Below are 13406 nucleotides of genomic sequence, written 5' to 3'. Positions count from 1 at the left end.
AGCGGCGGGCGCGCGCCGGCCCTCCCTAGCCCGCCGCGACCGCCATCCGCTCCGGGTCGCGCTCCCCGATGGTGTAGAGGTTGAAGCGGCAGTCCTGGATCTGACGGCGCATCACGGTGGCCATGGCGCGGAGCATTCCGCGCTGCGCCATGGGCATCCGGGAGCTGACGGCGGCGGGCAGCCGGGCCAGGGTGCAGGACTGGGCGAGGGAGACCGAGTCGTGCCAGCCCTCGGGCTCCGCCGGGTCGTCGCAGCCCCAGCGCATCCGGGCGGCGACCTTGCCGAGGACGTCGTGGCCGTCGGGCCGGCCCGCCATCCGCCCGGAGGCGGTCTCCAGGGCGAGACGCGCGCCCGGCAGCCCCTCGGCGGCGAGCCGGAAGACCTCGCGGACCTGCGTCCGCTCCAGCTGGATCAGGACCGCCTCGGCGACCAGGAAGTACGGCCCCGGGCTGCGGCGCACGGCGTCGATCCAGCCGGGGTCGGTCGCCGAGACGGCGAGGGAGCGGCGGCGGTCGGTGTCCGCGGAGACGGTCCGCGCCGGCCTTCTCACCTCGGGGAGATCGACGTCGAACCAGTGGACCGTGCCGTTGTCGAGCCGCTCGAAGCGGGTCCCGGAGCCGGCGCCCAGCTCCACGACGGTCCCGTGGGGGTGGCGGTCGAGGAACTCCTCGGTCCAGGTGTCGAAGAGCAGTGTGCGGATGGTGGATCCGATCAGTCCGCGCGCGCCGTCGAGGCGGGTGAGGTCGCGGTCCGGGAAATCGGCCGGATCGGCGGGGCGCGGAGCCCCGGGCGCGCCGCCGCGCGGACGGGACCCCGCCGCGCGGGCGCGGCGCGGGGCGTGCGCCGCCTCCTGGACGTCCTCGGACTCCGGCGGTCGACTGTCCCGGTGCGCCATGGTCACCTCTCCTGGATGTACGGGTCGGCGGAGCTTCGCCGATGGAGCGCCAGTGTAGGTTAGGCAAACCTAAGTCGATGCGGGGGTGGGAGGTGTTTCGACCGCGACCGGCCAGTCGATAGCCTGCGGGCATGATCGAGTCGTCGACGCTCACCTGGGAAGTGACGGGGAGCCGCGGGTACGAGACCGCCTGGGTCGATCTCGACCCGGGCCGGAGCCTGCTGCGGGCGCGCGGCCGGGCCGTCGGGACGGACCCGGAGCCGTACTGGATCTCGTACGCGCTGGAGACCGGGGAGGCGTACGTCACCCGGGAGCTGCGGGTGCGGGCCGAGTCGGCGGCCGGGGCGCGGGAGCTGGTGCTGCGGCGCGACGGCGACGGCCGGTGGAGCGCGGACGGCGCGCCGCTGCCGGAGCTGACCGGCGCGCTCGACTGCGATCTGGGGCTCTGCCCGCTGACCAACACCATGCCGGTGCTGCGGCACGGTCTGCACCGGCGGGCCGGTGAGCACCGGTTCCTGATGGCCTGGGTGCGGGTGCCGGAGCTGACGGTGCACGCCTCCCCGCAGACGTACACCGGGCGGGGTCCGGACGGGGACGGCGGCGCGGTGATCCGTTACGCCTCCGGGGACTTCCGGAGCGACGTCCGCTTCGACGCGGACGGATTCGTCGTCGACTATCCGGATCTGGCGCGCCGGGTGGCGGCGGTCCGCGGCCTGCCGGACGGTCAGGACCGGCCGGACCGGTGAACGACAGCGTGAACCGGGCCGTGTCGCGCCCGGGCGACCCGACACAGGAGGAGAAGGTGATGGGGGCATGAGGCTCACGGTCCTGGGCGGCGGCGGTTTCCGGCTGCCGCTGGTGTACGGCGCGCTGCTCGGCGACCGCGGGGAGGGCCGGATCACCGAGGTGGTGCTGTACGACGTCGACGCGGGCCGGCTCGCCGCCGTCGCCCGGGTTCTCGCCGACCAGGCGGCTCAGGTCCCCGACGCCCCGAGCGTCACCGTGACCACCGATCTCGACTCGGCGCTGCGCGGGGCGGACTTCGTCTTCTCCGCGATCCGGGTGGGCGGGCTGGAGGGCCGGGCGGCCGACGAGCGCCTCGCGCTGGCCCAGGGCGTGCTCGGCCAGGAGACGGTGGGCGCGGGCGGCATCGCGTACGGGCTGCGGACGGTTCCGGTGGCCGAGTCCATCGCGCGCCGGACGGCCGCGATCGCGCCCGACGCCTGGGTCATCAACTTCACCAATCCGGCGGGTCTGGTCACCGAGGCGATGGCCCGATATCTGGGCGACCGGGTGATCGGGATCTGCGACTCCCCGGTGGGGCTGGGGCGGCGGGTGGCCCGGGTGCTCGGCGTCGATCCGGACACGGCCTGGTTCGACTACGCGGGCCTCAACCATCTGGGCTGGCTGCGGGGGGTGCGGGTGGCGGGCCGCGACGAACTCCCCCGGCTGCTGGCCGATCCGGAGCTGCTCGGCTCCTTCGAGGAGGGGCGGCTCTTCGGCCCGGACTGGCTGCGGTCGCTGGGCGCGATCCCCAACGAGTATCTGCACTACTACTACTTCAACCGGGAGACGGTTCGGGCCTACCGGGAGGCCGAGCGGACCCGGGGGGCCTTCCTCCACGAGCAGCAGGCCCGCTTCTACACCGAGATGGAGCGGCCGGACACCCCCGCCCTCGCCGCCTGGGACCGGACCCGGGCGGAGCGCGAGGCCACGTACATGGCGCACAACCGGGAGGCGGCGGGCGCGGGCGAGCGGGACGCGGCGGACCTGGAGTCCGGGGGGTACGAGCAGGTCGCCCTCGCCCTGATGCGCGCGATCGCCCACGACCGGCGCGCCACGCTGATCCTCAACGTCCGCAATCGGGGGACCCTCTCCGCGCTGGACGCGGAGGCGGTGGTCGAGGTGCCCTGTCTGGTGGACGCCAACGGGGCGCACCCGGTGGCGGTGAGCCCGCTGCCGGACCATGCCACGGGGCTGGTGTGCGCGGTCAAGGCGGTGGAGCGGGAGGTGCTGGCGGCGTCCCGGAGCGGCTCGCGCGCCCGGGCGGTGGCGGCGTTCGCGCTGCATCCGCTGGTGGACTCGGTGAGCGTGGCGCGCCGGCTGGTGGACGCGTACACCGCCGCCCATCCGGGGCTCGCCCACCTGAGGTAGAAGCCCCGCCCGAGGGGTAGACAGCTGGGTATGCACGATGAACGACGCCGGATCGAGGACCGTGTCGAGCGCGTCCTCGTCCAGCGCATCCAGCCTGCCGTCCACTCCCGGTCCCTCCCTCTCGAACTCGCGTCCTGGCAGGCTCCCGGCGAGCCGGTGCCCTTCGCCGAGGCCGCGGCGCAGCGCTATGAGACGTTCACGACGGGCTCCGCCTGGGGCCCGCCGTGGGGCACCACCTGGTTCCGGGCGCGCGGCGAGGTGCCGGCCGGCTGGGCGGGGAGCCGGGTGGAGGCCGTGTTCGATCTCGGCTTCACCGACGCGGGTCCCGGCTTCCAGGCCGAGGCGCTCGTGCACACCGCCGACGGGACCCCGCTGAAGGCGGTCAATCCGCGGAACCGGTACGTCCCCCTCGCCCGGCCGGCCGCCGGCGGGGAGCGGGTCGATCTCCTCCTGGAGGCCGCGTCCAATCCGGACATCCTGGGCCGCGGTTTTCTGCCGACCCCGCTGGGCGACCTGTCCACGGCGGGCGACGCGCCGCTGCACGTCTTCGCCGCCGCCGATCTGCGCGTCCTGGACGAGGAGGTGTGGCATCTGTCGCTCGATCTCCAGGTGCTGAGCGAGCTGGCGGCGGAGCTGTCGGAGCACGATCCGCGCCGGCACGAGATCCTGCACACGCTCGACCGCGCGCTCGACGCCCTGGACCTGGACGACGTCTCCGGTTCGGCGGCGGCGGCGCGGGCGGTGCTGCGGCCGTCGCTGGCGCGTCCCGCCCACGCGAGCGCGCACACGCTCTCGGCGGTCGGCCACGCGCACATCGACAGCGCCTGGCTGTGGCCGGTCCGTGAGACCCGGCGCAAGGCGGCCCGCACCTTCGCCAACGCGACGGCGCTGGCCGAGGAGTACGGCGAGTTCGTCTTCGCCTGTTCGCAGGCGCAGCAGTACGCCTGGGTGCGCGACCACGCGCCCCTGGTGTGGGAGCGGATCGAGCGGGCGGTGGCGCGCGGGCAGTGGGCCCCGGTGGGCGGGATGTGGGTGGAGTCGGACGGCAATCTGCCGGGCGGGGAGGCGGTCGCCCGGCAGTTCGTCCACGGGAAGCGCTTCTTCCTGGAGCACTTCGGCGTCGAGACCAAGGGCGTGTGGCTGCCGGACTCCTTCGGCTACAACGCCGCGTATCCGCAGCTGGCGAAGTTGGCGGGCCACGAGTGGTTCCTCACCCAGAAGATGTCGTGGAACCAGACGAACAAGCTGCCCCACCACACCTTCTGGTGGGAGGGGATCGACGGGACCAGGATCTTCACCCACTTCCCGCCGGTGGACACCTACAACGCGGAGTTCACCGGGCGGGAGACGGCGCACGCCGTCCGCAATCACCGGGACAAGGGGCGTGCCACCCGGTCGCTGGTCCCCTTCGGCCACGGGGACGGCGGCGGCGGTCCGACCAGGGAGATGCTGGAGCGGGCCCGGCGGCTGGCCGATCTGGAGGGCTCGGCCCGGGTCGGCGTCGAGCACCCGGACGCCTTCTTCGCCGCCGCGCGGGCGGAGTACCCCGACGCCCCGGTCTGGTCCGGGGAGCTGTACATGGAGGGCCATCGCGCCACCTACACCTCCCAGGCCCGCACCAAGCAGGGCAACCGGCGCAGTGAGCATCTGCTGCGGGAGGCGGAGCTGTGGGCGACCGCCGCGGCCGTGCGCGCGCCGGGGTACGCGTATCCGTACGAGGCGCTGGACCGGCTGTGGAAGACGGTGCTGCTGCACCAGTTCCACGACATCCTGCCGGGCTCCTCGATCGCCTGGGTGCACCGGGAGGCCGAGGCGGAGTACGCCCGGGTCGCCGGGGAGCTGGGCGGGCTGATCGCGGGGGCGCTGGCGGCGCTGGGCCCCGGCGGCCCCCGGGTGTTCAACGCGGGTCCCCGGGACCGGGCCGAGGTGGTGGTGACCGACGGCGGGCCCTGCCACACCCGGGTGCCCGCGGGCGGCAGCGCACCGCTCGGCGAGGGACCGGCCCCGGAGCCGGTGACGGTGTCGGCGGCCGGCCGGGTGCTCGACAACGGCCTGGTGCGGGTGGCCGTCGCCGAGGACGGCTCGCTCGCCTCCGTCCTCGATCTCGTGGCCGGCCGTGAGGTGCTGGCGGGTCCCGGCAATCTGCTGCGGCTCCACGCCGATCTGCCCAACCGCTGGGACGCCTGGGACATCGACCGGCACTACCGGGGGCGTTACACCGATCTGACGGCCGCCGAGTCGGTGGCCGTCGTCGCGTCCGGGCCGCTGCTCGGCGCGATCCGCGTCGAGCGCGCCTTCGGCGCGGGGTCGCGTGTCGTCCAGACGGTGACCGTACGGGCCGGGAGCCGCCGGATCGATGTGGAGACGGAGATCGACTGGCACGAGCGGGAGAAGATCCTCAAGGCCGCCTTCCCGCTCGACGTGCACGCGGAACGGATCGCGTCGGAGATCCAGTTCGGGCATGTGCACCGGCCCACCCACACCAACACCAGCTGGGACGCGGCCCGTTTTGAGGCCTATCACCACCGCTGGGTCCACATCGGCGAGCCGGGGTACGGGGTGGCGATCCTCAATGACGCGACCTACGGCCACGACGTGGGCCGGACCACCCGCGAGGACGGCGGTACGACGACCACGTTCCGGCTCAGTCTGGTGCGCGCGCCGCGCGTCCCCGACCCGGAGGCGGACCAGGGCCGGCACCGTTTCACCTACGCGCTGCTGCCGGGGGCGACGGTGGAGGACGCGATCGCGGAGGGGTACGCGCTGAATCTGCCGCTGCGGGTGGCGGAGGCCGGGGGCGCGGAGCCGGTGGTGAGCAGCGACCGTCCGGCGGTGACGGTGGAGGCGGTGAAGCTCGCCGACGACCGCTCGGGCGATGTGGTCGTACGGGTGTACGAGTGCCTGGGCGGGCGGGCGGAGGCGACCCTGCGGACCGGGTTCCGCATGTCCGGGGCCCGGGTCACGGATCTGCTGGAGCGGCCCGCGGCGGAGGAGCCGCTCGCCGTGACGGAGGACGGGAGGGCGGTGCGGGTGGCGCTGCGGCCGTTCCAGATCCTGACGCTGCGCCTCGCGCGCGGGTAGGGCCGGGCGTCGCCCCGGGGGCCGGGCCGCCTCGGGGGCCAGGACCGCCCGGGGGGCCTGGGGCACCCCGGGGGCCGGGGCACCCCGGCCTCCCCAGGCGAATATCGGGTGAAATAGCTAGAATTCGACTATGGCAGAGCGGCCCGTCGCTCCGACCGCGCCCGAACTCGTCCTGGAGACCGACGACGGTTCCACGGTGATGAGTCCGAGCCGGGACTATCACGTCGGACGCGATCCCGAGAGCGACATCGTGCTGGACGACGCCCGGGTGTCCTGGCACCACGCGGTGCTGAGGCCCGAGCGGGACCACTGGACGATCGAGGACGAGAACAGCACCAACGGCACCTTCGCCGACGGCCGGCGCGTCCACGAGTGGGATGTGGCCGACGGCAGCGTCATCCGCTTCGGCAGCCCGGCCGACGGGCCCCGCGCGGTGATCCACTCCCCCGACCCCGGGCCCCGGGTCTCCGTGCCCGCGGCGACCGGCACCTTCCGGCAGCCCACCACGGTCCGCCCGCTCCCCGCCCGCACCGTGCGGATCGGCCGCAGCGGCGACAACGACCTCGTCATCGACGACCTCACCGTCTCGCGCCACCACGCCGAACTGCGCGCCCGGCCGGACGGCGGCCATGAGATCGCCGACCTCGGCTCCCACAACGGCACCTTCCTCAACGGCGGGCCCGTCGCCCGCGCGCTGGTGTCCCCCGGCGATGTCATCGGCATCGGCCACTCCGCGTTCTGCCTGGTCGGCGACGAGCTGCAGGAGTACGTGGACACCGGCGAGATCTCGCTCGACGTCCAGGATCTGACGGTGACCGTGGACCGGGGCCGCAAGACGCTGCTCGACGGGGTCTCCTTCCCCGTCGGGGAGAAGTCCCTGCTCGCCGTCGTCGGCCCCAGCGGCGCCGGGAAGTCCACCCTGCTGGGCGCGCTGACCGGACTGCGGCCCGCCGACCGCGGCACGGTCCTCTACGACGGCCGTGACCTCTACCGCGACTACGCCGAACTCCGCCAGCGCATCGGCCTGGTGCCGCAGGACGACATCCTGCACACCCAGCTGACCGTGCGCGCCGCCCTCGGATACGCCGCCGAACTGCGCTTCCCGCAGGACACGGCGCGCGAGGAGCGCCGGGCGCGGGTGGCCGAGGTGATCCGGGAGCTGGGCCTCACCGAGCGGGCCGACCAGCCCATCCACAAACTCTCGGGCGGTCAGCGCAAACGGGTGAGCGTCGCCCTGGAGCTGCTGACCAAGCCCTCCCTGCTCTTCCTGGACGAGCCGACGTCGGGGCTCGACCCGGGCATGGACCGCTCGGTGATGCACATGCTGCGCGGTCTGGCCGACGACGGACGGACCGTCATCGTCGTCACCCACAGCGTGCTGAGCCTGGACGTCTGCGACCGGCTGCTGGTGCTCGCCCCGGGCGGCAGGATCGCGTACTACGGTCCGCCCGAGGACGCCCTGCCGTACTTCGGCTTCACCCAGTGGCCGGAGGCCTTCGAGGCGTTCGAGAACGACCGGGAGCGGGACTGGGCCGGGGAGTACGCCGCCTCGCCGTTCCGCGAGCGGTACGACGCCTCGGCGCAGCCGCGCCCGGCCGGGAGCGGGGCCGGGGCCGCCGCGGTGGCCGCCGCGCCGCCGCCGAAGGCGCAGAGCTGGGGAGCCCAGCTGTGGACCCTGATCCGCCGGTACACCGCGGCGCTCTCGGCCGACCGCACCTTCCTCATCATCATGATCGCGCTGCCGTTCGTCATGGGCGCGATGGCCCGTGCGCTGGCCGGCGGCCGGCTCACCGGCGAGACCGCCATGAACGCGCTGCTCATCCTCTGCATCGGCGGAGTGCTGACGGGCGCGGCCAACGCGGTGCGGGAGCTGGTCAAGGAACGGGTGATCTATCAGCGGGAGCGGGCCGTCGGGCTCTCCCGGTCCGCCTATCTGATGTCCAAGGTGGTGGTGCTGGGCACGATCACCGTGCTCCAGGCCGTGGTGCTCACCCTGGTCGGGCTGGCCGGCGTCGATCTCGACGCGCCGGGCGGCCGGGGCGTGCTGATGCCCCCGCTGTTGGAGATCACCCTCGCGGTGGCGCTGCTGTCGTTCACCGCCATGATGCTGGGCCTGCTGGTCTCCGCGCTGGTGCGCAAGGAAGAGGTCACCATGCCGCTGCTGGTGCTCCTCGCCATCGTCCAGGTGGTCTTCTGCGGCGCGCTGCTCTCGCTGAACGGGCTGCCGGTGGCCGAGCAGCTGGCCTGGCTGGTGCCCTCGCGCTGGGCGCTGGGCGCGATGGCGGGCACCATCGGGCTGGCCAGGATCGTGCCCGGGAAGCAGGCCGCCGACCCTCTGTTCGAGCACGCGGCCGGGGTGTGGCTGGCCAATATGGGCATGCTGGCCGCGCTCTCGGTGGTCTTCGGAGTGCTGGTGCTGTGGCTGCTGCGCCGCCATGAGCCCGCCGTGATGCGGAAGTAGCGCGAGGTCCGCCATGGACGGCGAGGACTTCGACCCGACCCATGTCGTCCCGGGCGACGGGCTCCCCGCCTGGGAGGCCCCGGACGTCTCCCGGCCGACCGAACCGCTGGACCCGCTGCTCCCGGTGCGGCTGATCGACCGGCGCGGCGACTGGTCCCGGATCCTCTGCGCGAACGGCTGGTCGGCCTGGGTGGACGGCCGGCTGCTGGTCGCCGTGCCCCGTGACCCGCCGGCCGCCGGCCTGCCGCCCGCCCGCACCGCCGACCCGCGCCCCCTGCTCGCCCGGACCGAGGACGCGCTCGCCCGCTACCGCCAGGCCGCGGACGAGCTGACGGCGGGACGGATCGACGGGGAGGCGTTCCGGCGGCGTACCCGGGGGCTGCGGGCGGGCGCGGTGGTGGAGGGCGAGGCGGTGTGGCTGTACGACGCCGAGCACGGGCGCTGGGTGTACGCGGACGGGCGGAGCGTGAGCACCTTCGCGGTCTCGACGGGCCCGACGGAACCCGCCGGCCCTTCCGAACCCGCGGGCCCCACGGACCCTGCCGGACCCACCGGGTCGGCCGGATCCGCCGGGCACGTCGAACCCGCGGGCCCCGCGGTGTCGGCCGGGCCCGCCCCCGCCGACCCCACGGCGGTGGTCCCGTCCGGGCCCTCGCACCCCACGGCCGCCTCGGGCGGCCCCGCGCGGTCCGAGCCGGGGCAGGACGCCCCGGCCACGGCGGCGGCGGACGGTCCGCCGCGCGCGCCGACGGCGGATCCCGGCGGGGACCGCCCGCGCCCCCCGGACCTGACGCGCTACGCCCCGCCGACCCGGGCGGCGGAACCGGCCCCCGGGGACGGTCCCGTACCGGCCGCCGCTCCTTCGCCCCAGCCGCAGTCGCCCGCCCCGGCGCACGCCCCTGCCCCTGCCCCTGCTCCGGCTCCGGCTCCGGCTCCGGCTCCGGCGGCGTACGAACCGACCCGGGCGGCCGAGCCGGCGCCCGCCGACGCGCCCGCGCCGGCCGTGTACGAGCCGACCCGGGCGGTGGATCCGGCGCGGGTCGACCCGCAGGGCCCGCCCGCGCCCGCCCCGCCGACCCGGACGGCCGCGACGCCCCCCGAGGAGCCCACCCGGACCGCGCGCCGGGCGGACCGGGAGCGGGCCCCGGAGGAGACCCGGCGGGACGCGTCCCCCGTACCGCCGGGAGAGCCGGACGAGGAGAACCGGGACGGCGCCGCCTCCCGGCCGGGTGACGTCTGATGGCGGGGGCCCCGCACGAGACCGGGCTGCCCGCCGGGCGGGCGTCCGATCTGATCGGCAGCCAGATCGCGGGCTACCGCGTGGAGGCGGAGATCGGCCGAGGCGGCATGGCGGTCGTCTACCGCGCCCGGGACCTGCGGCTGGACCGGACCGTCGCCCTGAAGCTCCTCGCCCCCGAACTCGCCCGCAACGACACCTTCCGCAAGCGCTTCACCCATGAGTCCCGGGTGGCCGCGGCCATCGACCACCCCCACATCGTCCCGGTCTTCGAGGCGGGCGAGACCGAGGGCCTGCTCTACATCGCCATGCGCTATGTCGCCGGGCAGGATCTGCGCGCCCTCCTCAACCGCGAGGGTCCGCTGCCCGTCGCCACCGCGATCCGCGTCGGCGCGCAGGTCGCCTCCGCCCTGGACGCCGCCCACAGCCACAATCTGGTGCACCGGGACGTCAAACCCGGCAACATCCTGGTCGCCGAGGGCACCGACAGCGACCACCCCGAGCATGTCTATCTCACCGACTTCGGACTGACGAAGAAGTCCCTGTCGCTGACCGGCTTCACCACCGTCGGACAGTTCGTCGGCACCCTCGACTACGTGGCCCCCGAACAGATCTCCGGACGCCCCGTCGACGCCCGCTGCGACGTCTACGGCTTCGCCTGTGTGGTGTACGAGACCCTCGCGGGCTCGCCGCCCTTCGAACGCGACGACGACATGGCGCTGCTGTGGGCCCATCAGTTCGACGCTCCCCCGCCGCTGACCCGGCTGCGGCCCGACCTCCCGGGCGCGGTCGACGCCGTACTGGCGAAGGCGCTCGCCAAACAGCCGGACGACCGGTACGACTCGTGCGGGGAGTTCATCGTCGCGCTTCGGGCCGCGACCGTGCCCCGGCTCCCGCGGCCCGACCGGCCCGCCGGCCCCTCGGACGCCGCCCCCGCCCCGGCCGCCGAAGCGGACCGGGGCCCGCCGCCGGAACCGCCCGCCTGGGCGCGCCCGGTCTTCCGGGGGCCCTAGCGGCGCGGACGAAGCGACCCGGCGGGGTCCTGGGCCGGTGGGGCGGGTCCCCGACCCGCCCGGCCGGCCGGAATCCACCGCTCCGGACCGATGGGCCGGACGGTGTCGCACCCGGGGCGGCGCCGGGGCCGGTCCTCGGTGCGACGGCCCGGCGGCGGGGCCCGATTTTTTCGGTGGCCGCGCCGCCGCCGCCCGCCTAGTCTTCGCGGCGGATCTCCCAGAAGACGGCGGACGGGGCGGAACCCGGCCGCTGTCGACCGACACGTGCCGGAAGGACGTGCATGAAGGGTTTCGACCCCAGGACGAGCTTCGGATACGAGACATCCCAGAACTACGACGCCCACCCGCTCGGGGACGAGGAGGACACGGTCGGCTTTCTCGCCGGTCTGGCGGACGGCGGCGACGCGCTGGAGTTCGCCGTGGGCACCGGCCGTATCGCACTGCCGCTGCGGGAGGCCGGCGTTCGCGTCGACGGCGTGGAACTCTCCCAGGACATGGTCGACCGGATGCGCGAGAAGCCCGGCGGCGACCGGATCGAGGTGACCATGGGCGATATGTCCCAGGTCACCACCGGACGCGCGTACGGGCTGGTCTATCTGGTCTTCAACACGATCGGCAATCTGCTCACCCAGGACGACCAGGTCCGCTGCTTCGAGAACGCCGCGCGCCATCTCACCGACGACGGCGTGTTCGTGATCGAGTGCCGGGTGCCGACGGCCCCCGCCCGGCCGGACCATCGGTACGTCGATGTCGAGCGGCTCGACGTCGACGGCGTCGGGCTCGGCGTCGGCCGCTACGACCCGGTGACCCAGGTCCTCGATCTGAACCACATCCGCCTCGGCGCCGACGGCCTCGCCTTCAACCCCATCCGGCTGCGTCTGGCGTATCCGCCCGAGTTCGACCTCATGGCCCGGATCGCCGGTCTGCGGCTGCGCGACCGATGGGGCGGATGGCACGGCGAGCCGTACACCGCCGCGAGCGGGCGGCACATCAGCGTGTACGAGCGGGCCCGCGACTGAGGGCGCGGGGGCTCCGGCGCCGTACCGCCGCCGGGGCCTCCCCGCCGTTCACCGCCGCTCGTCCACCTCGTCCGCCCCGCCGTTCACGATCGCTCCTCCGCCCCGTCCGCCTCGCCGTTCACGATCGCTCCTCCACCTCGCCGCGCCGGCGCACCGGACGGGCGAGCAGCGCGCCGAGGCATCCGGTGACCAGGCCCCAGAGCGCGGCGAGGCCCAGCGCCGTCCACAGGCGCGGGCTCAGCGACACCTCGGCGGACAGCTCGCCGCCGAGATCTCCGACGCCGAAGAGCGAGAGCCCGTAGTGGGCCTGGACGCGGACGACCAGACAGATGGTCAGCACGGTGACGACCAGGGCCACCGCCGTCCGGACGGCGTGCTGCCAGAGCCGGGTGCGGGCGGGCGAGCGCACGGCCGCCAGAAAGGCCGCGCCCAGCAGCAGGAGCGCCGCACCGGCCAGGAGCCACCAGACCCGGCCGTCCCGCTCGGAGAGCGTGCCCAGATTGAGGACGCCCCCCTCGGGGGTGCGCAGCACCCGTTCCAGCAGTTCGGGCACGGGCAGCCCGAACGGGCCCCGGACGGCGCCGTCCCAGGTCGCGCCCATGCCGAGGGTGAGGGCGAGCCAGACCAGATTGGGCAGTCCGAGCAGGATCACGGCGAAGGTCTCGGCGGGGCGCCCCCGGGTGGCCGCGACGACGAGTCCGGCGATCACCCCCGCGCCCACGCAGACCAGCAGCAGGACGACCATGGCGTGCGCCACGGGGCGTACCGGCTCCTGGTAGCGGATCAGGGCGGCGGGCAGCGGGGCGCGGCGGGACACGGCGAGGGTGAGCAGCAGCAGGCCCGCGAGCCAGAGCAGTCCGAAGAGGACGGTGAGCGGCACGTCGGCGCGGAAGCCCGCCCGGGGGGAGGCTCCGAGCAGCTCCCCGATGTCCTGGAGCGCGCCGTCGGGCGTGAGGGCGAAGCTCTGGCGGGCGAAGGAGGCCAGGGCGATCAGGGCGAGCGCCCACAGCACGGCGATCCTGGCGGCCCGGGCGGCCAGTTCGCGGGGGCTCAGGACGGCTCGGTGGCGCAGCCGGCGCAGAAATCCGGCGGAGAGGGCGAGGGCTCCGGCGAGGGTGACGGACAGCGGGAGGACGGCGAGTCCGGTCCGGGCGTCGCCGAGGATCCCGGCGTCCGCCGAGACGTCGACGGTGCCGCCGACGGCCAGGACGACGACGGCGGCGACCACCCGGGGGAAGGCGTTCCCGGGCAGTTCGTCCGCGCCCGCCGCCCAGACGCCGAGCGCGGCGGTGGCGATCAGCGCGACGAGTCCCCCGGCGACCGTGGCCAGGGCTTGGGCCCAGTCGTGGGGGGCGCGCGCGGCGGGGCCGCGGTACGGGGTTCCCTGCTGGCTCACGCTGCCACGCTAAGCAGCTCCGGCCGGGCGCGCCCGCCGGAGTGGTCCGGATGCGCCGCCGGCTTGCGGAGTGCCGGAGGGCGGGACACACAATGACCGAGGATGCGCCTGATGTATGAGATGCGCGATTTTCTCTTGTTCCATCGCTTT

9 protein-coding genes are annotated in these 13406 nt (G+C 74.8%); 7 read left to right on the top strand and 2 right to left on the bottom strand.

Features of this window, described 5'->3' with window-relative positions; translation table 11 throughout:
- Positions 1-25 precede the first annotated feature (25 nt).
- Positions 26-895 carry a class I SAM-dependent methyltransferase gene (locus ACF089_RS33870; protein WP_392035365.1) on the bottom strand — a complete coding sequence of 290 codons (870 nt, stop codon included), beginning with the start codon at positions 893-895 and terminating at the stop codon, positions 26-28.
- 131 nt (positions 896-1026) lie between these two features.
- Here ACF089_RS33870 and ACF089_RS33865 point away from each other — a divergent pair, with 131 nt between their 5' ends.
- From ACF089_RS33865 to ACF089_RS33835, 7 genes are all read left to right on the top strand, one after another.
- On the top strand, positions 1027-1641 hold the full coding sequence (locus ACF089_RS33865; RefSeq protein ID WP_392035362.1) for a putative glycolipid-binding domain-containing protein: 615 nt from the start codon (positions 1027-1029) through the stop codon (positions 1639-1641).
- Between the two features lie 67 nt (positions 1642-1708).
- On the top strand, positions 1709-3049 hold the full coding sequence (locus ACF089_RS33860) for a 6-phospho-beta-glucosidase (protein WP_392035359.1): 1341 nt from the start codon (positions 1709-1711) through the stop codon (positions 3047-3049).
- Positions 3050-3079: 30 nt separating this feature from the next.
- On the top strand, positions 3080-6130 hold the full coding sequence (locus tag ACF089_RS33855; RefSeq protein ID WP_392035356.1) for an alpha-mannosidase: 3051 nt from the start codon (positions 3080-3082) through the stop codon (positions 6128-6130).
- Between the two features lie 130 nt (positions 6131-6260).
- Positions 6261-8591, top strand: coding sequence for an FHA domain-containing protein (locus ACF089_RS33850; RefSeq protein WP_392035353.1), 2331 nt, complete (start codon positions 6261-6263; stop codon positions 8589-8591).
- A gap of 13 nt (positions 8592-8604) precedes the next feature.
- Complete coding sequence (locus ACF089_RS33845; protein WP_392035350.1) at positions 8605-9831, top strand: hypothetical protein; 1227 nt, start codon at positions 8605-8607, stop codon at positions 9829-9831.
- The gene (locus ACF089_RS33840) at positions 9831-10841 is read left to right on the top strand and encodes a serine/threonine-protein kinase (protein ID WP_392035348.1); all 1011 of its coding nucleotides are present in this window, start codon (positions 9831-9833) and stop codon (positions 10839-10841) included. The genes ACF089_RS33845 and ACF089_RS33840 overlap by 1 nt, the downstream gene beginning before the upstream one ends.
- A 281-nt stretch (positions 10842-11122) precedes the next feature.
- Positions 11123-11860 carry a class I SAM-dependent DNA methyltransferase gene (locus tag ACF089_RS33835; RefSeq protein ID WP_392035345.1) on the top strand — a complete coding sequence of 246 codons (738 nt, stop codon included), beginning with the start codon at positions 11123-11125 and terminating at the stop codon, positions 11858-11860.
- A 118-nt stretch (positions 11861-11978) separates the two neighbouring features.
- Here ACF089_RS33835 and ACF089_RS33830 read toward each other — a convergent pair whose 3' ends face one another.
- Complete coding sequence (locus ACF089_RS33830; protein WP_392035343.1) at positions 11979-13256, bottom strand: streptophobe family protein; 1278 nt, start codon at positions 13254-13256, stop codon at positions 11979-11981.
- Positions 13257-13406 lie beyond the last annotated feature (150 nt).

This window comes from Streptomyces sp. NPDC014894 (assembly GCF_043080985.1).
GTDB lineage: Bacteria > Actinomycetota > Actinomycetes > Streptomycetales > Streptomycetaceae > Streptomyces.
This window is presented reverse-complemented; position numbering and strand designations above follow the sequence as displayed.